Origin of the sequence: Eremococcus coleocola ACS-139-V-Col8, from assembly GCF_000183205.1 — a bacterium.
Classification (GTDB): Bacteria; Bacillota; Bacilli; order Lactobacillales; family Aerococcaceae; genus Eremococcus; species Eremococcus coleocola.
In genome coordinates, this window is sequence record NZ_AENN01000015.1 from 170,537 (window position 1) to 194,840 (window position 24,304).

Genomic DNA, 24,304 nt, shown 5'->3' on the forward strand with positions numbered 1-24,304 from the left:
CTTTCCATAAAAAAGGCTTGTTATTTTCTTATAAAATCTATTAATCTATGTAATAACCTTTGGCTTTTATCTTTCTTTAGCGTAGAATAACAATAGAATTTCTTTAGAGAGAAGGATAATTATGGCTTTTAAAGATACATTTACTTTTGACCATTCAAAATCTTTAGGAGATGTCTTAAAAAAAATTCTTACCAAAGATAATGATCAGGCAGAGCTGGGAAAAATCAAGGATGAAAACGGGAATGTTTTACCTTACGATACATACTTAGACCAACTAATTTCCCAAGAAGAGTTTGAAACAGCCCATCAATTTATTAATGATTTTAAGTTTCAATTATCTCTCCATGACCACACGGTACTAGTCAATCAATATATTAATGGGCTTTACGATCTTGATCCTGCAATTCGGGAAAGAAATGATCTGGGTGAACAACAATTAGAAGCCATCAGAACCCGCCTGAATGATATTTTATAATCCTTAATAGGTGGAATTGATCAAACATCAGTTAACACAAATAAACAGAAATATAAATTTTAAAAAATAGAGGGGGTTGGGCTTTTTTGCCCAACCCCCTCTATTTTTTTAATTATTCTCTAAAGCTTTTTCATAAACATATCTTAAGCCCTTTGGTTTCTCTGCCACATAAATTATCCCAGACTGAATAAAACCTAAACTAGCAGCCAATGCTTGTAAGCGTCGATTCTTAGGATGAGTATCAATTCGAACAAAATGGTAGCCTTGATTAAGCGATAAGGTCAGTAAATGGCTGACGAAATTTCTGCTTATTCCCTGCCCCCTAACTGAAGGATCCAGGGCCAAACGGTGGATGGTTGTATAGGGTTGGTCAGGATACAGCCAATGGCCCACATAAATTTCTTGATAGAAAGGATCCGCTTCTGTCATTAAAGTCGCGGTCCCAATAATCTTGTTCTCATGAATTAATAGTTGACACCACTGCTTATCAATATCTGCTTTCAAAATCTCTTCATTTGGGCCTTCGCCATTTTGCCACTGGTCTGATCCGTCCTGGGCTAAAAGCTGACGAGCACTCGCAATAATATCCATTATAGAATGTAAATCTTCAGTTTTTGCTGGACGTACATACATAAGATGGCCTCCCTACTTGGAAATCCAACCTTGAATCATAGTTGTTTTATTTTCAAAAACCTGGTCCTCAATCTCACGATCAGACGTCTTATTTTTTAATTGGATCGGAATTTGGTATTTCTCCAACATCACCCGTGATTTTTCATTAAACCCAATTTTTTGAAATTGATTATCATTAAGGTAATAGACTTTACCCACCCGCCGCGGCTGATCTACTTTATCAGTAAACTCAATCCAGCGTTTACCAGCAGAATAAATTCGATCTTGAATTTTAAAATAGTAGACCCCTTGGGGGTTTTTACCAAGGTATTCGATGTCTTGGCTTTTTTCTTTGGCTATATATAAATCTGTCTTCTCAAATACTTGCGGAATCAAAGCGATACTATAGGCTGACTTCTCTGTAGCTGAATAAGGAAAATCCATCATAAAAAAAGTCCGTTTATATTGTCTTACTGCAGCGTTTAGGCCACCGGTTTTATTAATTAAATCACCATATTTAGTAAAACCATAAGCAGAATAGGCCCCTACAAGGAGTAAGACTATACAGGAAGTTTGTAAAATTCTTTTTGCGGTTTTAGAAACTTTTATATGTGAAACAGTCGAAATTACCAACAAAAATGCAATTAATCCAATAATCAACATCACCGCGAAATGCCAGTAATAAAATTGTTCCATCTTTAGCCACTCTTGATACACCAGTAAATCCTCTTTTCATTTTCTTATTTTCTTCTAGGAAGTCTCTAGATAGTATCCTTGTGTTTTTCAACATTAACTTATTTAAAAGTATTTTTCTAAAAAATTTTAGGTCTAGTCAAGCCCAAGTTCAGTCTTTAACCGCACCTGAGTCTCAGCTAAAGTATTTTCATCTAATACTTCATAAGAAACACCATCAATCGTTTGCCCTTGACCACTTAACTGATATTCATTTACTTGGCTAATTGCAGGTCGGTAGTGATCATTCAAGTACATTAATTGTTTGATACTTAAATTGGTTTGAATATTATTTTTTAAACTCTTCATTAACCCCAAGTATTTAATTGGATTTTTTATTTCTAACGCAGATTGTAGAATAGCCATGATTACAATCCGTTGGTTACCTTGGCGACCGTAATCACCACCTGTATCATCCCTATTTCGAGCAAAAGCTAAAGCTCCTTGCCCATCTAAATGAATGGCTTGACCTTCAACAAAACTATATCCGTCTTGGTCAAAAGTGGAAGTAGGGGTAATATCTATACCTCCTACCGCATCAACAACTTCTTCTAGCCCTTCCATATTTACTGTGATGAAAAAATCAATTGGAATATCCAATAAGTCTTTTACTGTCCGACTGGCCAAATCTTCACCCCCATAGGCGTAGGCGTGATTAAGCTTGTCCATCCCCTCTTGTCCTGGAATTTGCACATAGGTATCTCTAGGAAGAGATGTCAGATTTGTTATTTTTGTCTCTGGATTAATGGTTGCTAAAAGCATGGTATCAGAGCGTCCCTGCTCGGTACGACCTAGATCTCCTGTATCTACTCCTAAAAGCAGGATAGAAAAAGGTACTAAGCCTTTATCCTTATCAGATAGCGTAACTCTTGGCGGTTCGTTTTTGACTGCCGCCATAGTCTGAGTTGGAACTGGATTTGCTAATAATTGACTATTTACTAAACTATATACACCTAGTACAGCGATTAGAATTAAGAATGCAATCGTCCATGGCCATTTATGACGTTTATGATGTCGTTCACTTCTAGATTTCATAATATTCCTCCAATTTTAAACTGTCGTTTGTGTCCAATCACGGGTCTTATAAATATAATAACCAAAAAGACAAACACCTGCATTTGATACGAGCATGGCGATCCAAATCCCTGTAGACCCCAAACTAGTCATTTCACCCAATACCCAAATAACGGGTAGGCGTAATAACCAAAGCCGACCAATTTCCATGAACATACCGTATTTGGTTTTACCACATCCTTGGAAATAACCATTAAAAATCGAGAATAAACCCATAAAGAAAATAATAAAGGCTGTATAAGCTAAGTATTCTTTAGCCTGCATCCAAAGCTCAACCGATGCATCTTGTTTGATAAATATACTCAGGAGGGGTTCTTGGAATAATAGAACTAAAAGCGATGCAACAAAAGAAATTGATAAAACTATAGCAACAGCCCGTTTAAAGAAAGCTCTAACCCGATCGTAAGCTTGGGCCCCCATATTTTGACCAATAATTGAGGTTAAAGCCCCTCCAATTCCCATTTGAGGTTGAGTAATAATGTCAGTTATCCGGTTAACCATAGAATAAGCCGCTAAAGTATCTGTCCCGTAACCTGCTATCAAGCCATTTAAGACAGTAAAACCAAGGGCTGATCCACCATAGCCGACTGCAGTTGGCGTTGCTACTTTGGTAATATGCTGGACAACCTGCAAATCAAACCGATTTTGTCGCATGGATACAGGAAATTCTGATTCTTTCTGACTAATCCTAAAGGCTAGGACGTATAATAAAAATTTCGAAATAACGGTCGCCCATGCCGCCCCTTGGATTCCCATGTTTAAACCTGGAAGTCCCAAAAGAGGGAGTCTCTCAAAGATAAAGAAAGGATCTAAAAGTACATTGGTTAAAGAAGATATAAAGGAGATAGTTGTTATTGTTTTGGTTTTGCCTTGAGCATTTAAAATAGCTTGATAGCCAAAGTATAAAAAGTCAAAAAAGAGTCCGATATAATTAATTCTTAGATAGGCTAAAGACTTATCAAATAAAGTGCCCGTGGCTTGCATCCAACGTAACATAGTGGGAGCCGAGATAATCCCAATTAAACAGGCGGCCAAACCTACTAGAAAAGTTAACACTAAGGTATTATTCGCATAATGTTGGGCATAATTTTTTCGTTTGGCGCCTAAAAACTGAGCAATAATTGCGGTTGCTCCAACCCCAATCCCCATTCCAATTGCGATAAAGAGAAAGTTGAGGGGCCAGACGAAGGCCGTTGCCGCAAAATCTTCAGCGGAAATTTGAGCCACGAAGAGACCATCTGTCAGATTATAAAGTGTTCGCACCAAATTATTAATCATTAATGGAACCGAAATGGTCATAATGATTTGGTTAATTGGACCGATTGTTATATAAGATTGTTTATTATTAGTTAATTCCATTTAATCACCTTTTACCATTATATGGCTTTATTTTCTAAAAGGCGATTAAAAAGCTAAAATGTTACTGATTTTCATGGTTATATTTTTATCTCATCGGCTATATAGACATTTATACCAAATTATATTGATTATTTCTTGATAAAAATACAACTTTATTTTAAATACAGAAAAGGTTTACTTAAATCTAATTTTCACAATCTATTTTAACTAGAATGTGATAAAATATTTATAAAGAAAAATGAAAGAAGGATTTCTCATGACCCCTAAAAAATTATTTCGGTCCAAAACAAATCGTATATTATTTGGTGTCTGTGGTGGTCTAGCAGAATATTTTGATATTGATCCAACCATAATTCGTGTAATTTGTGTGCTCTTTATTCCGGATTTAGTGATCTATTTCTTGTTAGCATTGATTATTCCTGAAGACCCACGATAAGGAGGTAAACCATGAAAAGACCTAATCTCTACCGGTCACGCAATGACCGCATGCTCCTAGGCGTTTGTGGTGGCCTAGCCGAATACTTAAATATGGATTCTACCTTAATCCGTGTTTTATGTGTTCTCTTCATTCCAAATCTCGCTCTATATTTTATAGCAGCTTTATTTATACCTAATCAAAAATAATTCATTCATCAAATTACACTTCAAGTCAAAGACGGGATTAGGCAAAAAGCCTCGTCCCGTCTTTAAATGCACAAAAAAATAACCGACTCAAGATTAATCTCGGGTCGGTTATAATGAAATTTATTATGCTTCTTGAGCGACTGGATAAACGCTCACTTGTTTTTTGTCGCGGCCTTTACGTTCGAACTTAACCACACCATCGATGGTTGCGAATAAAGTATCATCGCCACCACGTCCTACGTTAGTACCTGGATGGATTTTAGTACCGCGTTGACGGTAAATAATTGAACCACCAGAGATAAATTGACCGTCGCCTACTTTAGCGCCTAGACGTTTGGATTCTGAATCACGACCGTTGGCTGTAGATCCGCCACCTTTTTTGTGAGCAAATAATTGTAAGTTTAATTTCAACATATTCTTGCACCTCCTGTGTTATTTCTGGAATTGTTTAATTTTTATATATTCGGGGTAATTTTCTGCTAGCACATCCAATGCAAAAACTAAGTGTCGTAAAAGCAGCTGACCATCCTGGTCACGTCTTTTCTCACCTGTCTCAGCGATGTCTAACTTCAAATAGCCACCCTCTATTTCATCAACTTGACTTGTAACCGGAATTTCTAACAAGGCTTGTAGGGAATTCTCGATTGAAATCAACTGACTCGAAACCGCAGCACACACAATATCTTCTCCTGCCTCAGCAAAACCAGCATGTCCGCTAACTTCTAAAGACTGGATTTGACCCTTGTGGTTACTGGCAATTTGAATATTAATCATTAGGCATTAATCGCGTTAATGGTTAACTTAGTATATGGTTGACGATGACCTTGTTTAGAATGAGAATCTTTACGACGTCTGTATTTAAAGATAGTAATCTTTTTACCGCGACCTTGTTTTTCAACAGTCGCTTCAACAGTTGCGCCTTCAACTAAAGGTGTACCTACCTTAGTATCTTCGCCACCTACAAGAACAACTTGATCAAAAGTCACTTTGTCTCCTGCTTTAGCTTCTAATTTTTCAACAAAAATTGTTTGGCCAACTTCAACTTTAACTTGTTTTCCGCCTGTTTTGATAATTGCGTACATTCAAGCACCTCCTATTATTTTTTTACAGAATTTACATTCTGACACCGAGACTCGCCATTAAAAGTGGTTTAGAACTCTTAGAAACTTTCTCTGAGCGGTTGCAGATGGGTGCACAAATACAACATTAGAATTATAACAAATGCACCTTTAGCCGTCAAGCCAAAGATGCATTTGTTTTGAATATTCTGAATTATTATATAAATTTTATTAAAATACAATGTACTCTTCGTAACCCAACCAGCGTAAGATCCCTTTAATTGGGAAAAATAATAGAATCATAACTACAAGGTTAAAGACTAAAGTCGGGGCGAGCCGCATAATAATAAAATCAATAATACTATGACTCGTAATGCCTAATTCTAAATAGAAAAGATATACCAGAAAATCTTGTAGGGTTAGAAAGACAATGAATAACATGGCGTGAATTAGACCATTTTTAGGAAGGTAACGTTTTACCTTGATAATAATATAAGCAATGACCAAATATAAAGTCGCGTTGAGACCCAGTAAATTGGTATTGTAAGAGTCATAAAATAAACCAAAGACGAATGCATATGGTAAAATATATGAGTCTCTAAAATAAAAGGCAAATAAAATAATAAAATAAAGCGTTAAATGCGAAATTATAATTTGATTAGGTGTAATAAAAGCAGTCGGAAAAATAGCTGGCAAGGCATTATCAATGAGACTCGTTATAATTAAAATGATCGGAATCATCCAATTTAACCGCCGCCACCGATTTACTGTCATCTTCATTCCTGACCACTCTGCCCTTCGTCGGTCGATTCGGAATCTTCCACTAAACTAGCTTCAGATTCATCTCCATCCGTTTGAGATTCACTCTCAGCCTCACTCGAAGATGCCGATTCTGTTTCAGGTAATTTCATACCTTCGGTGCCTGTTTGCTGTTTGATTACTGTGACAAAACGAATATCTGTCATTTCACCCGCTGGTTCTACGGTTACTTCTTGGAATAAACCATAAGCGTCCATTTGAGCTTCTACCACTTTACCAATCAGTAAAGTCGACGGGATAACCCCACCCAAACCAGATGTGATCACCATATCCCCAGCTGCAATTTTGGCATTCGGATTAATTTGAGTCATATGGTAATAACCGGTTTTAGCATCATAAGATGAGATAATACCATTTGCAGAAGAAGACTCATCTTTGGTCTGGATTCGAGCTGCCACCATACCATCATTATTCTGTTGAGATGTTAGTAATAAGACCTTCGATGAATTTGGATTAACTTCGAGGATGCGACCGATTAATCCATTCCCTGCCATAACCGCCATATCTTTCTCGACTCCATCACGAGACCCTACATTAATCATCATTGTTTCAACCCATTGATCCGGATTACGTGAAATAACGGTCGCATTAATCACTTCATAATTGGATAAGACTTCTTTTAAATCTAATTCTTGTCGCATTTTTTCATTTTCAGTTTCTAAGTCTGCCACACGGACTTGAAGTTCATTAATTTGATCGATATTCTCTTTTAAAGCTTGGTTTTCATCAAAAGTATTAATTAAATTATCCAATGAATCTGCGAATTGCACTACCATATTGACTGGCTCAGAAAAAAGCCGACCAATCCAGGCACCCGTGTCATTCACAGCAGTTGAAACAAGATTGTGACTTCCCTTTGAAATGGAATAAGCGATTAATGAGATGATTGCTAAAGCAGACAAAAGTAAAGCAATCAATTTTTTTTTATCAAACATATCTATCCTCTTTCTGATTAACGATGGCTAACTTCTGCAGCCTTCGATTCTTTATCCATGCTCCTTAATAGCTTTCCTGTTCCTAGAATCACTGCATCGACGGGATTGGGGGCTAAATTTGTAGGAATTGCTAGAGCTTGGAATAACCTCTCTGGTAATCGTTTCAACTGGGCACCTCCACCGGTTAAGACAATTCCCGTTTGTAAAATATCCCCAGCTAATTCAGGAGGTGCAAACCGTAAGACATTTCGAATACTTAAGACTAACTGTTCAACCCATTGATCTACACATTTTGCAACCAATTCAATACTAATCTTCAGCTCTGTCGGCAAACCAGTACTGAGCTCATTACCAGAAACAAGTAGATTGACTTCTTTATCTGAATCAGTCAGGGCCGCATTACCTAAGTCATGTTTTAGTTTTTCAGCTGTGTCTTGTGAAATTAATAAATGGTGTTCATCCCTAACACGACTCACAATTAATTCATTTAAAGCTTGGCTACCGAAATTGGAATTATAAGAAGCGATGATTTCACCATATGAAATTAAAGCCACATCGATCAGACCAGCACCTATATCCACAAGGAGAAATCCTTTAGGATCATAAACAGGTAAATTTGCACCTAAAGCCGCAGCAAAAGGGGCATCAATAATCATTGCTCGACTAATACCAATATCTCTTAAAAGATTTTCATAGGCTTTCTGATCAACCTGCGATAGGCTACTAGGCAAGGCAATCGCAACTTCAGGCCGAGAGCCAATTTGTCTAATAGCCGCCTTTATGAAGTAGGCTACCATTTGCTTAGCATAATTATAATTATGAATACGTCCTTGAATAATAGGTTGAACAAGCTTATATTCTAAAGACGTTTTGCCTTGTAATTCAAATGCTTTTGTTCCAAAGACAAGGTCATTTGGCTTATTTTGATTCACTGCAAGAAGTGAAAGTTCTTTTAAAGCAATACCTTTACGATTAATATAGACGATTGTTTTACTAGAGCCAAGATCTAAGGCGATTTTATTTTTACCAAAGAATCCCATATGATTTCCTCCCCTTTACAGTACTCGATAAATTATACCCAAAATTACATAACTTAACAAGGCTTTACATATCAACATTTACGATAACGTAACCATACATAACATTACTGATTTTTGAAAATTTTTGCCCCTTTTTGCCCCTTTTTGCCCCTTTTTTGCCCCATAAAAAAATAGCCTACCCCATATAAGGATAGGCTATTTTCTTTTATTTTTTCTACTTGATAAATTATAACAAAAAATTATCTAAAAAAACTACTCACCCTCACATAAAGAAGTAAAATTATCCGCAATCATTTGGAAATAAAAAAAGCCAGGGATTTACCCTGACTTTCTTTAAGCTGTATAAAAATTAGATTTTTTCTACGTTTGCAGCTTGAGGTCCACGTGCGCCATCTTCGATATCGAAAGATACAGCTTGACCTTCTTCTAAAGTTTTGAAACCTTCTGATTGGATTGCTGAGAAATGTACGAATACATCATCTTCGCCATCGCGTTCGATGAATCCAAAACCTTTGTCTGCGTTAAACCATTTTACTTTTCCTTCTGCCATTATAATATCCTCCTCGCGCCTAACATTTATTGCTATCGCTAAATTATTTTTATATTCTTGCTTAGGTACGAAAAAGATGTATTACTTTTAAAAAAATTTCAAACATAATATCTTACCACTTACAAAAACATGAATTTATTATAGCATAGTTGCAAAAAATTTGAAAGTAACTTTTTTAAAATACTCTTAACTATCTATATCTTAATCAAAAATATCGGTACTTTCATGCAAACTTAAATAGTTCTCATGTCCAATAATTAGGTGATCTAAAATCTCGATTCCCATCAATTGGCCACACTCAATCATCCGCTTGGTAAACTGAATATCAGCCGTTGATGGGGCTACATCGCCAGAAGGATGATTATGGCCTAATATGATACGTGCCGTTGGGTACTTAACCGCTTCTTTAAAAATTTCGCGTGGGTGGGCTACTGAAGAATTCACTGTCCCAATAAAAATAGTTTTTTTCTTTATAATTTCATTTTTGGTATTGAGAAATAAGGCCATTAAGTACTCTTGTTGGAGGTCTGCCATTTCTATCATTAACCATTGTCCAGCTGACCGGGTAGAGGTTATTTGACCATATTTAGGTAATTGACTACTAGCACAGCGACGCCCTAATTCCAAAGCTGCTATTATTTCAATGGCTTTGACCGGACCTATACCTGGTGTTTGGGTTAACTCTTCGATACTTGCCTGACCTAACTCATGAAGTGACTCAAACCGTTTCAATAAATGCCCAGCTAAAACAATGACATTATCTTTGCGCCAACCAGTTCTTAATAAGATTGCCATGAGCTCTTGGTTTGAAAGAGCTTTAACACCAAAAGATAACAAACGTTCTCGGGGTAAAGAATCGACAGGAACTTCTTGAATAAGGGGTGATTTCATTTTGCTAGCCTCCTTAGCTTACTAGTAATAAATACCCCATCAAGCTAGAATTCCTTTTTATAAATGGCGTAATTGCCCCTTAAACTCTTCAATCGTTTGGTATCTCTTTAACTTCATAATTTCAGACAATTCTTGATTTAACTTAGTAAAAATACCAGAACCTTTCGCAGCCAAAGCAGAAGCCACTTGAACCATCGAAGCGCCGCAAAGAACCATTTCAAACACATCACGTCCATTAGAATCACCTCCTGTGCCAATAATCGTAATCTCAGGGCGAAGTCTTTGATATAAGGCATGTACATTGCCTAAAGCAATGGCCTTAATCGCTGCGGTCCCCCTAGCCCTCCAAAACCACCTTTTGCTTTGAACAAACTTGTTTCATCATTGATCCAAAGTCCATGTTATGCTCCTTTATAGGTTAAGATAAAAGATAAAAAGCCCAGCTCTCACGAGTTGGGCTTTAGGTAACCTGATTTATTCATTACTCACTTATCTTACCAGGGTTGTTTATCTGTCTCTCGGACAGCATTAAAATTTACCTATGATTTGGCTCCAATTATAAAGTGAGCAAAATCAATAGTTAGTCCTGAATCCAATAAAGTTAGATTAATTTTTTCAATTGTTCGATTCTAGCATTTACTTCCTTCAATTGATTTTGATAATTTTCTCCTTTTTGTCGTTCTTCTTCTACTACTTTGGCAGGAGCTTTAGCGACAAAACCTTGATTAGCCAATTTCTTTTCGACCCGTGCTACTTCTTTACTTAATTTTGTCACTTCATTATTTAAACGTTCAATTTCATCTTCAATTTTAATTAACCCTTGTAAAGGCATGATGACTTGAGCAAAGGCTAAAGTTTGGGTCATAACTTCTTGCGGGGTTTCTAGATTTATTTCAATTTCAAGCTTATCTGGATTACAGAAACGTTCAATATATGATTTATTTTCCTCTAACAGATTTTTAGCCGCTTGGTCTCCTACTTTGATATAAATATCTACCGGTTTAGATAAAGGTGAGTTGACTTCATTACGAATCGTACGGACAGCCCGAATAATTTCAATCAATTGATTCATAGCTTCTTCAGCCTCTGGCTTCCGATATGGTTCAACTACAGTTGGATAAGCTGCAACCACAATTGATTCATCTTCTGGATTAAATTGTTGCCAAATTTCTTCCGTAACGAAAGGCATAATTGGATGAAGTAACCGTAAGAATTTGTCTAAAACATAAATTAGGATTGATTTAGTGGTTTTATTATCTTGGTCGTTTTGTAAACTTTCCTTGGTCATCTCAATATACCAATCACAATAATCATCCCAGATAAAGTGGTAAAGGGCTCGTCCGGCTTCACCAAATTCAAACTTATCAAAGAGACGGGTTACCGTTTCAATTGTTTCTTGGAGACGTGATAGAATCCATTGGTCAGCTAAAGAGGTATCGCTGCCAATTTCTACATCAGCTAGGGTCATATCACCCACCTTCATAAGAACATAACGAGAAGCGTTCCAAATTTTATTAATAAAATTCCAAGCAGCCGCTAATTTTTCAGGTGAGTAACGGACATCTTGACCTGGAGCAGACCCATTGGCTAAGAACCAGCGCAAGGCATCCACACCATATTCTTCAATCACATCCATTGGATCAATCCCATTACCCAAGGATTTAGACATTTTCCGGCCTTCTTCATCTCGAATTAAGCCATGTAAAAGTACATTCTTGAAAGGTCTTTGACCAGTAAATTCTAAGGATTGGAAAATCATCCGACTAACCCAGAAGAAAATAATATCATAACCCGTTACTAAAGTTGATGTTGGGAAGTAACGTTGGTAATCATTTTGACTTTTATCGGGCCAGCCCATGGTAGAAAATGGCCATAAGGCTGATGAGAACCAGGTATCTAGGACATCACTATCGCGATCCCAGTTTTCTTCATCCGCTGGGGCCTCTTCCCCAACATAAACTTCCCCAGTTTCCTTATGATACCAAGCAGGGATTTGGTGTCCCCACCATAATTGCCGTGAAATGACCCAATCATGGACATTTTCCATCCAGGAGATAAAGGTATCATTGAAACGATCTGGGAAGAAATCAACCCTACGGTCGCTTGCTTGGTTATTAATGGCTGCTTGCGCCAGGGGCTGCATTTTTACAAACCATTGCGTAGATAGATAAGGTTCAACAACCGCACCTGACCGTTCAGAATGACCTACGGAATGAACATGGTCAACAATCTTAACTAAAAGTCCCAAATTTTTTAGATCGGCGACAATGGCCTTGCGCGCCTCAAACCGGTCCATACCTTCATATTTACCAGCTTTTTCATTCATTGATCCATCTTGGTTCATAACCTTGACCCGTGGTAGATCATGGCGGTTTCCGACTTCAAAGTCATTGGGATCATGAGCTGGGGTGATTTTAACCACACCCGTTCCAAATTCCATATCAACATATTCATCAGCGACAACTGGTATTTCCCGGTTCACTAAAGGCAAGAGCACTTTCTTACCAAGAAGATGAGCATACCGCTCATCGGCCGGATTGACCGCGATAGCTGTATCACCTAATAGGGTTTCTGGCCGGGTTGTGGCAATTTCAACCAATTCATCACTACCCACCACCGGATAATTAATATGGTAGAAGGCGCCTTTAACGTCTTTATGGATGACTTCGATATCAGATAAGGCAGTCTGAGCAGCAGGATCCCAGTTAATAATATATTCACCGCGATAAATTAGGCCCTTATTATATAAGTCTACAAAAACTTTGTTAACTGACTTGTTCAAGCCTTCATCTAGAGTAAAACGTTCGCGATTATAATCAACCGATACCCCCATCTTAGCCCATTGTTGGCGGATTGTTTGGGCGTATTCTTCTTTCCATTCCCAGGTTTTTTCTAAGAATTTTTCCCGGCCAAGGTCATAACGGGATAAACCCTCTTCTTTTAACTTCGCTTCCACCTTAGCTTGGGTAGCAATCCCAGCATGGTCCATTCCTGGTAACCATAAAGTATCAAAGCCTAACATCCGTTTTTGTCGGATTAACATATCCTGTAAGGTCACATCCCAGGCATGACCCAAGTGTAATTTACCCGTTACATTAGGTGGCGGAATCACAATTGAATACGGCTCTGCCTCTGTGTCTTCTGAAGGTGCAAAAACACCTTTGTCTAACCATTCTTCATACCGACCCGCTTCCACTTCTTGAGGATTATATTTGGGTGATAGTTCTTTTTTCATCCATGACTTCCTTTCTTCTCTCCTAAAATGACAATTTAATCAAAATCAAAAATAAAAGCGTCCTATGCTGACACATAGGACGCTGCGGCGTGGTACCACCTAATTTTAGATTTCTCTCTTATTCTGATTGTTAACGAAGCTACACTCCGTAGGAAACTACTAGTCCAAAAACGTTGGCATCCCAGACTCCAAGCTACTTTCGTCAATTGGAAACTTTCAGCATTTGTTTCCTCTCTTTAGGTATCGACTACTTACTCTCTTCATTGTCATTCTATCGTATTATGGTCTAAATTATATCATAGCTCAGATAAAAGTAAACTAACTAGTGTAATTGTTGAAAGATATCTTTCATATCTCCCATATAATCTAGGACTTTTTCGGTTCTAATCTTGAGTGGCGTTTTATTAATCACTGCCAAATCCTGACCCTGAAAATACTGGATAAAAGCAGCAGCAGGATAAACAACCAAGGAGGTTCCTGCTACAATCATCATATCTGCTTGACTTATAGCTTGCATAGCCGCTAACATAGCAGTTTGATCTAATTGTTCTTGATAAAGAACCACATCAGGCCGAACTAAGCCACCATCAAAGGGACAGCGAGGGATACCCTCTTGGTCTAAAACTAAATTCTCATAATTATATGTTCGACCACACGCCAAACAATAGTTCCGATGGACACTTCCATGCAATTCAACGACCTTTTGGCTACCAGCTGCTTGATGTAATCCATCAATATTTTGTGTAACAATCGTCAAGTCCTTTCCTCTTGCTTCCAGTTGAGCCAGATATTTGTGAACAACATTCGGCTTGGCTTCGGGATAAACTAAATGTTTAAAATAAAAATCATAAAACTCTGCTGGATATTGCTTAAAGAAATCATGGGAGATTATTTCTTCAGGGCTCATATGATTACCAGTTGCTTGACTATACACGCCATTGGCCGAACGAAAATCTGGTATTCCCGAAGCAGTTGAAACCCCTGCTCCCCCGAAAAAGACTAGATTCTGACTGCGGTCAATCGCCGTTTGTAGTGCTTCAATAGTAGCCATGGTGATCCTCCTTGGTAAAGATATTCCTATTTACAAGCCAAAATTACCTTAATTAAATTATACACCAAAAAGAACCGGATAGGGCTATCTTAACAAAAATCTCAGATTTTCTCCTTTTACAAGAAAAAATAGCGTAAAAAAGCAGAGACCCTCTAGGGTCTCTGCCTTTTTTAACTTTACTTTTAGTTTAGATTATAAAGCGTCAGCAGCGGCTAAAGCTGGCTCATAATCAGGTTCTTCTGAAACTTCAGGAACAATTTGGCTATACTTAATTTCACCATCTTTATCCACTACAAAAACAGAACGAGCTAATAAAGGTGCATCCATTAAATCAATATCTAAGCCGTAAGCTTTACCGAATTCTTTATCCAAATCGGAATAAGTATTCACATCGAGTTCATTTTCTTCATTCCATTGGTTAAATTCATCGACAGAATTACGCGAAACAGTGATGTATTGATACCCTTTGTCTTTTGTTTTATCGGCAAATTGTTTAGTTTGTAATTCACAAGTCCGAGTTAAGACATTTGGAATCACTGAAATAATTGTCACTTTGTCTTTAAGGACATCGCTTAATTGAACTTTTTCACCTTTAGAATTAGTTAACTTGGCATCAGGAGCAGCTTGCCCTACTTGGGGTTGGTCTCCCTTAACTTCGATTGGTTCACCTTTAAACTTAACTTCTTGCACTGACATAAACAACACCCTTTCTACTTGATAAGTGTAGTATAACAAGGATTGTTTTAAGATAACAAATATATGCTTAGAGTAATGTTTGAAACTCAGCAGCTTGCGCTTGTATATAATCTTCGTCAATGACAAATGTTTCGACTTGTGCCAGTGCTTCTGAAACTAAGCTATCAATATCTAAGCGGTCTTCTAGTTCTTCAATGGTTGCTTCTTTGGGTTTAGTATGAGGGGAGCTTGGTGCAAAGACAGTACAACAATCTTCATAGGGTTCATTAGAAATAGTATAGGTATCTATTGTTTGAGCCAAATTAATTATGTCATTCTTATCTGTAGCAATTAATGGTCGCAAGATAGGACTATTGGTTACTGCATTAATCACCCTCATACTATCAATTGTTTGCGAAGCCACCTGCCCAAGTGACTCACCATTCACAATGGCATTTGCTTTTTGTCGAATTAATAACTGGTCCATAATTCTTAGCATAATTCGCCGCATAACCGTCATTGATTCATTATCGTGAATATGTTCTTTGATTGCTTCTTGGGTCTTGGTAAAAGGAACCACATGCAATTTTAAAGGCAAACCATAATGGGCTAATTTAGCGGTCAGTTTCTTGGCTTTTTCTAAGGCCTGAGGACTGGTGTAAGGCGGACTGGCGAAATGAACCGCTTCAAGTTCCATCCCCCGTTTCATCATCAAATAGCCTGCAATAGGTGAGTCAAAGCCACCTGAAAGCATTAATAAGCCTTTGCCGGAAGACCCATAAGGCATGCCCTGTAGCCCTTGATATGATTGTAGACTGAGAAAAGCTTGGTCTTTAACTCCAATTTGAACGGTTAAAGTATAATCGGGATGTTTTAAATTTACATTCATTACCGGAAAGGCTTGACCAACGACTGCTCCAACTTGCCTTTGAATATCATAAGTTTTCAATGGAAAACTTTTATCTTGGCGCTTAGCAACGATTCTAAAAGATTCGCCGTCTTTAGGTCCTATTTCTTCAAAAAGTCTAAGGGCCTCTGCTTCAATTTCCCCCATCTCCTTAGACACTTCGTAAACTGGTTCAAAACGAGAAATTCCAGGAATATCCTTTAAAATGGCAACCATATCCTCATAAGTCATCAATTGCCACTTAACATACATAAAATCATGTTGCGGTACGACTTTTACTTTTTCAATTTTACTTGTTTTATGACGAATTTGGTCAGCTAGCCGGGTCTGAAACATTTTCCGGTTGCGTCCTTTAGTTGATAATTCACCATAATGAATGACTATTTGTTTTTCTTGCATAGATTTTCCTTTCTCACTTCAAATTATTTACCAATTTTTAAGTTTCGGCTGATTTTATGAATGGTTTCTAGGAGATAGTCCACTTCGGTTGCTTCAGTCTGACTAGACATAGAGATACGGATGGCAGACTCACTTTCTTGGTCTGCAAGGCCCATAGCTCTGAGGGTCGCATGGTCACTTCTAACGCGACTAGAACAGGCAGAGGTTGTAGAAATATATACTTCTTCAGCCTCAAAGGCATGTACCAAAACCTCACCCGGGATAGGGGCAAAACTAGCACAAATAATATGACTGCTCGCACCTGATTCTGGGCTATGAACCTGCCAACCATTTTCTTTTAAAGTCTGACGAATCCTGTGATTAAATTGACCTAATTTTTGTTTAATTTGACCTTGTTGCTCAGACATCTTTCTTAGAGCTTGAGCTGTTGCCACAATTGCTGCCAGATTCTCAGTTGAAGACCTTTGCCCCATTTCCTGCCCACCGCCATAGATGAAGGGTTGATTCTCTATCCGACTGCGCTTGGCCAAAATTCCTACCCCACGCGGCGCATGAAATTTATGGCTTGATAAACTTAAGAGATCAATTCGTTCATGGCGACATTCATCTAGACACGTGGTGACTGCTTGAACAGCATCCACATGCCAAATTACTTGAGGAAATTGCTTTAATAAGGCGGTCAATCGATCTAAATCTTGAATCATTCCCACTTCATTATTGACTAACATAGTAGAAACTAATAAGACTTGGTTATCTAGGTGGCTATGTAACCATTCATAATTCAAAAATCCCTGACTATCTACTGGAATGAGCTCTACTTGATAGCCCCGCTCTTTTAATAAATCAAATTGCTTGGTCATAGAAGCGTGCTCAATACTTGAAATCAATAGTTTAGATTTATTCGGATGCAAATCATGATAATGGTCTACTATTGCTTGAAGCGCCCAGTTATTAGATTCTGTTCCACTAGAAGTGAAATATATTTCATTGCTTGCAAAACCTAGAATCTCGCTCACTTGTTTTCGGGCTGCATCTAAGAGTTGATGGGACCTAACTCCAAGTTTATGAACACTGGAAGGATTAGCAAAGTAGTCTTGACTAACTTTTAAATAGGTCTCCATTACTTGTGAGTCAGGTTGGGTTGTGGCAGAATTGTCAAAATAATACATAGATTCCTCCTTAGCTATTGCAAAGAAAAAACAGACTGGGTTCCAGTAACAAGAACTTGTTAACAAGAAAGTAGTCTGTTTTATGTAATTAATTAATAAATACGATTTTGTTTTTCATGATGATACATCCGGCGAACTTGGGTCGGCCCTTCTTGGTCTACCCGATAGAGAGCTTTTTCAATCACTGATAAAGCATCGCGATACCGATATTGATCATAAAAAAGATATTCAGTTTCACGAATTGCTTGATCCATTTCAGGATAATCATAACGGAAACGGTTAGAGTGTTGAATCATATACTCTGTTAAAGTTGCGTTGTCTAGAATTTCTTCGGTTAGTTCATCTAATTTTGCTATTTGAGCCTCTAATTGATCTTCAAGTAAATCAATTTCATCCATGTCAATACGGACATGATTCAATTGTTTTGATAACATTTCTATTTGATCCGTTACCTTATAAAAAAGATCATAATAAGATTGGTCTAAGCCAGGTAAATGTTGTTTTTCCAATCGACGTTTCATGTTACGCATATCAAGTTCAAATAAATCTAAAGATGATTTAGCATTCTTCTCACGGACACTCAATTGAGTCAACTCTTTAACCAAATCTTTCTGGTTCTGATCAATTTCAGTCAAACGTTTAAGCATTTTATCCATTTTAGATTCAACTTGACTATAAACTAACTTGTCTTCTTCTAAGTCATGCTTAATTTGACTGAACTCTTCCTGGGCACTGGCAATTTGGTTAGCAAATTCACTCACACGTTCCAGTTCATTATCATGTAAAATATAAGATTGAGCAATGCGATCAACTTCAATACCAGCATACCGATTGTTTTCATGTACTTGTTCGAACAAGGCGTTTAACTGAGTAATTTGTTGCCCTACACTATGCTTCGCTTCTGCCTCTGCTTCCATATAATCATACATGGAGTCGATTTCACGGTCCGCCTTATCCATTAGGGTTTGTGCTTCTGCTAAATCAGCATTCTTAATTGAGGCTTTGGCTTCATTCAATTTTTCTTGAATTTGATTAATTTGATCAAGTATATCCTCTTGGTCAAACTTGAAATTTGCAGCGGTCATACGATCATAACCATCACGTAAATCTTCGATCATATCTTCGTATTCATTTTTGATTTTATCGTACATAGAAGGTAATTTCTTTAAAATATCTTCTAATGATTCTAAATCAGAAGAAAGGGTTTCTAACATAGACTCTGCTTCTAAATGATCGCCGTTATTCGTATATTCATTATAACGACTAAAGTTTAATTCTAAATATTGCAGATTTTTTTCAAGTGTTTCAATTGCAGGACCATAATCAAAACTATGATTCATGATGGCTTGACGGGCAGTATTATATCGTTCTAACAAAGCTTCCGACCGCTCATGATTTTGATTACTTACTTCCAACAAATCAGTTAAAGATTGGTTCAAATCAGCAACTTGGACTTCAGTCTCTTCAATAATTTCCCGGGCTTCTTCAATGGTTGCCTTAGATTTTACAATATTAATCTGTTCAGTATACTGCTCAGCCCCGACTAAGGCTGATTCAATTTCAGTAAATTTGAAATTGGTGATGGTTTGCCAATTAGCCACCAAGGTTTCATATTGTCTTTTAGTCTGACCGGAAAGTTCCATATTTTTTAAGGTATATAGTTGGTCCGCAATGGACACATTCATCATTTCATCTTTCCGTAATTCCAACTCAGCAATCTCTTTTTTGCGCTGTGTTTTTAAATAGTAAAAAATCCCTACTGCTACAATTATGATGATGACGATGATAAATAAGATATCTACAAAACTCATCTTTTCGCTCCTCTACTGCCCCGAGCCTATGGGGGCAAATTATCACACTAAATTATAGCATTAATAGACTATGATTCAAAGAAAAATATTTGAAGGAAGCACTTTCTTCACTTATAAATAATCAACCGAGTGATTTAGAATATAAAGGCATTATTTTATTTCCAGGCGAATTTTAATGCCAAAACCATCTACAAATTCATTTACTTGATCCTCTTGGGTCACAGACTTAAAGTCTGAAATTGCCGCAAACCGGTCTAAGGCAGCCTGGTACAAGGCATGGTCTTGATAGATGAAACTTATTGATTCCAAGCCTACTTGGCCTGGTTTTCGTTTTAACAAATGACTTCCTGACCAACGGTTAGCTGCCACATGATGATGATAAGAACCAGAAGCTAAGAAAGTGGCGGTAGGCATTGGGGTCTTATCTTTCATATTCAAGGCTTGACCATATATTTCTTGGGCCTTCTGAGTATCCGTCACTGACAAGTGAAAATGGCCCATGACAGAGTCTTTTTCTAATTTCAAAACTTGGTCTGGTTTATCGGCAGCAGCAAATACCCCATTAGCATCCATTTCAATAGTGATGGCTTTGATTGTTCCATCTTCATAAATAGTCCATTCGCTTTGATCTTTGTCACGATAGATTTCAATACCATTGCCTTCAGGATCTTCTAAATATAGTGCTTCACTGTAGCCATGGTCAGAAGCACCAATTAAAGGTGTTTGCATCCGGATAAAATGGCGCAAAACATTCCCTAAAGCAGCTCGACTCGGCAGCAAAATGGCAAAATGATAAATGCCATTGCTGGCTTGGGTTTCAACTTGATCTTCTGCTTGGTTTAAAATAACTAGCGGACGACCCGGAACACCTAAGGTTCGACTCTTTTCATCACTCGCTAATAAATCCATGCCCAAATGTTCTTGGTAAAAGCGACTCATCCGGTCTAGACCAGCCACATTTAAACGGACAGGACCTAATTCAAATTCTGATTGATAAGGATACATTATAAATTACCTTCTTTTCTATAAAATTTATTTCGAATTAGAAATAATATACCACACTTCATTCAAATGTCAATTAGAATTTAATATTGTTAGAAAATCTTTTATAAACAATTCAACATATACATGCCTTTTTTACAATAAAAAACCATAAATACTGATTTGTCAGTATTTATGGTTGGTAAGTTTAAAATAAAGATTAGCCTAATTTGTTGTAGTATTCAACGACTAGGGCTTCATCGATTTCAGCAGATAATTCACCACGTTCTGGTAAACGAGTCATTTTACCTTCTTTATTATTTTCGTCAAAAGAAACGAAGTCTAAACGTGAAACCACTGCTTCTAAGTTTTCTTTAATAATTGCTAAATCTTGTGAACGTTCACGAAGACCAATTACTTGCTCAGGTTTTACTAAGTATGATGGGATATCAACGCGTTGACCATCTACAGTAATATGACCATGGGCAACTAATTGACGGGCTTGGCGACGAGTTGACGCATAGCCTAAACGGTAAACTAAGTTATCCAAACGAGTCTCAAGGATAACCATGAAGTTTTCACCATGCTTACCTTCCATCTTAGCAGCTTTAGTAAATAAAGTTCTAAATTGACGTTCATTTAAACCATACATAAAGCGTAATTTTTGTTTTTCGTTTAATTGAGCACCGTATTCAGTTACTTTATGACGAGCATTCCCATGTTGACCTGGTGCGTAAGGACGACGTGATAATTCCTTACCTGTTTCTGTTAATGAAATGCCTAAGCGACGTGATTTTTTCCAAGCTGGTCCAGTATATCTAGCCATGTTAAATCTCCTCCATATAATTTAAATTTTTGGAGTAAAATATGACTTCTAAAAACCGAATGCGTGCATTTGCCCTACACTTTCGCCTTTTGCAGCCGCGGTTACTCATGGTCTCCTATTGGAGTGGGCAACTGTTGACGCGCTTTCTTTTTTAGATGCTGCTATATTTTACACAAAGAGTATTATAGCAAAACAATGTAGGACTATGCAAGCTTTAATTGGCTTTTTATAAATTTAATCGACGACTGCTAGTAGAGAGGCTACCATCTGAGCCGACTTTGCCCCGGCTTCAAGGACGAAATCATCAAAGGAAACCGAAGCATAATGATCGGCATTATCAGAAATCGCTCGAATAATAACAAAAGGCACCTCTAACACCTGGGCTACTTGCGCAATCGCTGTCGATTCCATCTCACAGGCTCGCGCACGCGGAAAACTCGCTCGAATCTCTTGCGTCTTTTCTATACTATTAATGAACTGATCTCCTGAGACAATTTGACCCACGATGGGTTCAATTCCCATGCCTCGGACAACCGCTTGACTTAAACGAATCAACTGACTATCTGGATAATATAAGCTCGGCATCCCTGCCATCTGCCCTCTTTCGTAACCAAAGCCCGTTACATCAACATCATGGTAGGTTAAGGAATGGGCAATCACTACGTCACCTAACTTAACAGCTGGATCCAAAGAACCAGCGGTCCCAGTATTTATTAAAAGATTAATCGGAAAATGATTCAATAGGAGGGTCGTCACTAAAGCTGCATTCACTTTACCAATCCCTGACTCAACTAAAACAATGGTTTTACCCGCTAGTTTGCCTTTATAAAACGTTTTATTTGCAAGCTCAATTATTTCAATCTCTGCCATTGCCTCCTTTAAGCGAATAATCTCCTCGGCCATGGCTCCAATAATTCCTATCATACATTCCCTCCTAAACTAAAAATGCAATTAAAAGTACGGCTAATAATAATACTCCAACAATGATAATCCCATTATTCAAAAAACGATCTAATGCAAGATTATACTTACTTCTCCTACGCTGAATAATTTCTTCTTCATAGTCTGCTTCAATATCCTTATCATAGTAGCCATCTTCAATTCCTGGTTCATCAAAATATAAATCATCTTTTTCTTCATCATAAGGAGTATCGTTTGGATAAGCTCCATCTTCTCGACGTATTTTATGGGTCATAATGGTCCTCCAGCTAGTTAATTTTCCTGTTTGTTAAGCCAATATTGTAGGCCAATAATGGTTTTGGCATCGATAATTTGCCCATCATCTAGAAGTGAAGCAATAGCTTCACGATCAAAGAAAGCTAATTCAATAAATTCATCTTCGTCTTTAGGTAAGGGATCTAAAACTTTGCGGACCCCTTGGGCTTCAAAAAGATAAATCATTTCATCTAAATAGCCTGGCGACACATAGAACGACATCACTTGTCTTAAGGATTCTGTGTGAAAGGCAGTCTCTTCTTCAAGTTCTCTTTTTGCCGCTGCATAAGGTGCTTCTAACTGCCCATCAACATAATCAATCACACCTGCTGGTAATTCAAAAAGATAGGCATCCACAGCCGCACGATATTGTTTGACTAGAATTACCTGATGGTCAGAATTCTCAGCTAAAATTGCCACTGCTGGTTGATGGTGGATAATATCCCGTTGCACCGTTTGATGGTGGTCCCAGGTCATTTGGGCTTGATGTACAGAGATAATTGCACCGTTATAAATCTCTTTACTTTCAATGAGTCGCTCACTATTTTTAAAGGGCATATCTTTAATATTATTTTCCACGAGGTCACCTCTTAAATTTTCTATTTCTTTTTCATTTTAAATTGTACCATAAAAATTAAGGGCTAAGATAAGTCTTAGGTACCATAGCCCCACTTTCTTTCTATGCTACACTAAGAATGTAGAAAAACAGACCTAGAAAATTAAATGGAGGTGTTCTTATGGTCGTAGTTATTCCTGTTGTCTTGGCTTTATACACAGGACTTACTGTATTAGATATTATCCGTCAAAATAATGGTCCTGCCCTTAGAAAAAAATTCTTTAAACAAGGCTTTGACCATTTTGTCTTATCCGCTTGTCTCGTCTTCGCTACTGTCTTTATTAGTGGCTTCCTAGCTGTAATGGATTTCTCACAAATTACCATGCTGCTTGTGGCTTTTATTACCAATCTAATCCTGCCCTACTTTTCTTTTGGGGCTCTAAGCCGTCACCTACCAAAACAACTCATCTTAATTATTTTTTATTTTAACCTTTTCTTTAATACCATTATCCTCGTACAACAAAATTATAATGGTTCCTTTGTTTTTGCTTATCAAGATTGGCTGGGAATAGCATTATTTATCTTTAGCCTCAATATTTTCTGTCATGGTTTAATCCATGGTTTAACCTATCTTTTCACAGGTATTGGCCACCGCACGAATCCTAGAACAACAAATTCCTTTACTCGAAAAAATAAAAAAGGTCCTGACATGACCCAATTTTATCTTGAACAAGGATTGAACGAGCAGGAAGTGGACCGGTTCCGCCAAGAAATGGGTCAAGCGAGAGACCATATCTTTAACCTAGAAAAAAATATCCAAGCAACCGTTAAATTAAGGGATATCGACAAACAAACAAAATTAATTGAACTAAGTCAAACCTACTTCAAAAATATTGTTCACCATCCACAATGGATTGTTAAAGCGGATTATTTCCTTTACAAATTACTCCCCGCCTTGGATGACTTAAGTGAAAAGTATAATGAAATTAATGGCCATCTTGCCAAGAATAAACAAACTTACATTATCTTAGAAAAAACCGCTGAAACCATTCAAAAACTAGCTCAAGAATTAGAGGAAGACTATATGGCCTTCCATAAAGAAACCTTTGATTCTTTAGAAGACGAGTTGAATTTCGCTGACCGAATTATTAATAAAGAAGAATCTTGGTCTAGTAATACTACAATGGAAGCAAACGATATAAGTGAAGAGGACGCAGCAGAGAGCCAAACTTATAAAAATCAAGATTCCATTGAGCAATTACTGGAAGAATTAGAAGCTGATCAAGAACATTCAAAGATGGAGGACTAAA

Annotated in this window: 28 protein-coding genes and 1 other annotated feature; of the genes, 4 read left to right on the plus strand and 24 right to left on the minus strand. The window is 37.4% G+C overall.

All coding sequences use genetic code 11. The annotated features are described in order from the left end of the window. Positions 1-121: 121 nt before the first annotated feature. Positions 122-475: a hypothetical protein gene (locus HMPREF9257_RS04490; protein WP_006418607.1), complete on the plus strand. Its 354-nt coding sequence runs from the start codon at positions 122-124 to the stop codon at positions 473-475. A 108-nt stretch (positions 476-583) separates the two neighbouring features. On the opposite strand, the gene HMPREF9257_RS04495 is transcribed toward HMPREF9257_RS04490, so the two are convergent. The 4 genes from HMPREF9257_RS04495 to HMPREF9257_RS04510 form a co-directional block, all read right to left on the minus strand. Beyond that, a complete protein-coding gene (locus tag HMPREF9257_RS04495; RefSeq protein ID WP_006418216.1) occupies positions 584-1,108 on the minus strand; it encodes a GNAT family N-acetyltransferase in 525 nt (174 codons plus the stop codon). Between the two features lie 12 nt (positions 1,109-1,120). After that, positions 1,121-1,783: a hypothetical protein gene (locus HMPREF9257_RS04500; RefSeq protein WP_006418194.1), complete on the minus strand. Its 663-nt coding sequence runs from the start codon at positions 1,781-1,783 to the stop codon at positions 1,121-1,123. Positions 1,784-1,915: 132 nt separating this feature from the next. Then, positions 1,916-2,854, minus strand: a complete 939-nt coding sequence (locus HMPREF9257_RS04505) for an LCP family glycopolymer transferase (RefSeq protein ID WP_006418405.1) — start codon at positions 2,852-2,854, stop codon at positions 1,916-1,918. A 15-nt stretch (positions 2,855-2,869) separates the two neighbouring features. Beyond that, positions 2,870-4,252 (minus strand): MATE family efflux transporter, encoded by a 1,383-nt coding sequence (locus tag HMPREF9257_RS04510; RefSeq protein ID WP_006418215.1) that lies wholly within the window; start codon positions 4,250-4,252, stop codon positions 2,870-2,872. 256 nt (positions 4,253-4,508) lie between these two features. On the opposite strand from HMPREF9257_RS04510, the gene HMPREF9257_RS04515 reads away from it, so the two are divergent. Further along, complete coding sequence (locus tag HMPREF9257_RS04515; RefSeq protein WP_006418140.1) at positions 4,509-4,688, plus strand: PspC domain-containing protein; 180 nt, start codon at positions 4,509-4,511, stop codon at positions 4,686-4,688. A gap of 11 nt (positions 4,689-4,699) precedes the next feature. Next, positions 4,700-4,876, plus strand: coding sequence for a PspC domain-containing protein (locus HMPREF9257_RS04520; protein WP_006418280.1), 177 nt, complete (start codon positions 4,700-4,702; stop codon positions 4,874-4,876). Between the two features lie 123 nt (positions 4,877-4,999). On the opposite strand, the gene rpmA is transcribed toward HMPREF9257_RS04520, so the two are convergent. From rpmA to HMPREF9257_RS04620, 20 genes are all read right to left on the minus strand, one after another. Next, a complete protein-coding gene (gene rpmA, locus HMPREF9257_RS04525; protein WP_006418182.1) occupies positions 5,000-5,290 on the minus strand; it encodes a 50S ribosomal protein L27 in 291 nt (96 codons plus the stop codon). Positions 5,291-5,308: 18 nt separating this feature from the next. Next, positions 5,309-5,650, minus strand: coding sequence for a ribosomal-processing cysteine protease Prp (locus HMPREF9257_RS04530; RefSeq protein ID WP_006418565.1), 342 nt, complete (start codon positions 5,648-5,650; stop codon positions 5,309-5,311). Further along, positions 5,650-5,958 carry a 50S ribosomal protein L21 gene (rplU, locus tag HMPREF9257_RS04535; RefSeq protein ID WP_006418178.1) on the minus strand — a complete coding sequence of 103 codons (309 nt, stop codon included), beginning with the start codon at positions 5,956-5,958 and terminating at the stop codon, positions 5,650-5,652. Before rplU ends, HMPREF9257_RS04530 begins: the two co-directional genes overlap by 1 nt. 37 nt (positions 5,959-5,995) lie before the next feature. Further along, positions 5,996-6,068 (minus strand) — a sequence feature (ribosomal protein L21 leader region). Positions 6,069-6,165: 97 nt separating this feature from the next. Beyond that, complete coding sequence (gene mreD, locus HMPREF9257_RS04540) at positions 6,166-6,714, minus strand: rod shape-determining protein MreD (RefSeq protein ID WP_245526825.1); 549 nt, start codon at positions 6,712-6,714, stop codon at positions 6,166-6,168. After that, entirely contained in the window at positions 6,711-7,688 is a 978-nt protein-coding gene (mreC, locus tag HMPREF9257_RS04545; protein ID WP_006418360.1) for a rod shape-determining protein MreC, read from the minus strand. Before mreC ends, mreD begins: the two co-directional genes overlap by 4 nt. A gap of 17 nt (positions 7,689-7,705) precedes the next feature. Continuing rightward, positions 7,706-8,728, minus strand: a complete 1,023-nt coding sequence (locus HMPREF9257_RS04550; RefSeq protein WP_006418483.1) for a rod shape-determining protein — start codon at positions 8,726-8,728, stop codon at positions 7,706-7,708. Positions 8,729-9,077: 349 nt separating this feature from the next. After that, a complete protein-coding gene (locus tag HMPREF9257_RS04555; RefSeq protein ID WP_006418141.1) occupies positions 9,078-9,278 on the minus strand; it encodes a cold-shock protein in 201 nt (66 codons plus the stop codon). Between the two features lie 201 nt (positions 9,279-9,479). Then, positions 9,480-10,169, minus strand: coding sequence for a RadC family protein (radC, locus tag HMPREF9257_RS04560; protein WP_006418258.1), 690 nt, complete (start codon positions 10,167-10,169; stop codon positions 9,480-9,482). A gap of 57 nt (positions 10,170-10,226) precedes the next feature. After that, complete coding sequence (locus HMPREF9257_RS08975; RefSeq protein WP_081453731.1) at positions 10,227-10,493, minus strand: beta/alpha barrel domain-containing protein; 267 nt, start codon at positions 10,491-10,493, stop codon at positions 10,227-10,229. Positions 10,494-10,770: 277 nt separating this feature from the next. Beyond that, entirely contained in the window at positions 10,771-13,404 is a 2,634-nt protein-coding gene (locus HMPREF9257_RS04570) for a valine--tRNA ligase (protein WP_006418437.1), read from the minus strand. A 322-nt stretch (positions 13,405-13,726) separates the two neighbouring features. After that, positions 13,727-14,455: an NAD-dependent protein deacylase gene (locus HMPREF9257_RS04575; protein WP_006418454.1), complete on the minus strand. Its 729-nt coding sequence runs from the start codon at positions 14,453-14,455 to the stop codon at positions 13,727-13,729. 192 nt (positions 14,456-14,647) lie between these two features. Further along, complete coding sequence (locus HMPREF9257_RS04580; protein ID WP_006418438.1) at positions 14,648-15,151, minus strand: thiol peroxidase; 504 nt, start codon at positions 15,149-15,151, stop codon at positions 14,648-14,650. Between the two features lie 67 nt (positions 15,152-15,218). Beyond that, positions 15,219-16,436 carry a tRNA uracil 4-sulfurtransferase ThiI gene (thiI, locus tag HMPREF9257_RS04585; protein WP_006418492.1) on the minus strand — a complete coding sequence of 406 codons (1,218 nt, stop codon included), beginning with the start codon at positions 16,434-16,436 and terminating at the stop codon, positions 15,219-15,221. 23 nt (positions 16,437-16,459) lie between these two features. Next, entirely contained in the window at positions 16,460-17,605 is a 1,146-nt protein-coding gene (locus HMPREF9257_RS04590; protein WP_006418540.1) for a cysteine desulfurase family protein, read from the minus strand. 92 nt (positions 17,606-17,697) lie between these two features. Beyond that, a complete protein-coding gene (locus tag HMPREF9257_RS04595; RefSeq protein ID WP_006418135.1) occupies positions 17,698-19,416 on the minus strand; it encodes a septation ring formation regulator EzrA in 1,719 nt (572 codons plus the stop codon). A 150-nt stretch (positions 19,417-19,566) separates the two neighbouring features. Continuing rightward, positions 19,567-20,421, minus strand: coding sequence for a VOC family protein (locus tag HMPREF9257_RS04600; RefSeq protein ID WP_006418304.1), 855 nt, complete (start codon positions 20,419-20,421; stop codon positions 19,567-19,569). A gap of 196 nt (positions 20,422-20,617) precedes the next feature. Next, positions 20,618-21,223: a 30S ribosomal protein S4 gene (rpsD, locus tag HMPREF9257_RS04605; protein ID WP_006418413.1), complete on the minus strand. Its 606-nt coding sequence runs from the start codon at positions 21,221-21,223 to the stop codon at positions 20,618-20,620. Between the two features lie 234 nt (positions 21,224-21,457). Continuing rightward, a complete protein-coding gene (locus tag HMPREF9257_RS04610; protein WP_006418534.1) occupies positions 21,458-22,147 on the minus strand; it encodes a 5'-methylthioadenosine/adenosylhomocysteine nucleosidase in 690 nt (229 codons plus the stop codon). 10 nt (positions 22,148-22,157) lie between these two features. Beyond that, positions 22,158-22,418 (minus strand): hypothetical protein, encoded by a 261-nt coding sequence (locus HMPREF9257_RS04615; RefSeq protein ID WP_006418328.1) that lies wholly within the window; start codon positions 22,416-22,418, stop codon positions 22,158-22,160. 17 nt (positions 22,419-22,435) lie between these two features. Continuing rightward, positions 22,436-23,017, minus strand: a complete 582-nt coding sequence (locus HMPREF9257_RS04620) for an NUDIX hydrolase (RefSeq protein WP_006418292.1) — start codon at positions 23,015-23,017, stop codon at positions 22,436-22,438. Between the two features lie 158 nt (positions 23,018-23,175). Here HMPREF9257_RS04620 and HMPREF9257_RS04625 point away from each other — a divergent pair, with 158 nt between their 5' ends. Then, complete coding sequence (locus HMPREF9257_RS04625) at positions 23,176-24,303, plus strand: 5-bromo-4-chloroindolyl phosphate hydrolysis family protein (RefSeq protein WP_006418187.1); 1,128 nt, start codon at positions 23,176-23,178, stop codon at positions 24,301-24,303. Position 24,304: the final 1 nt, after the last annotated feature.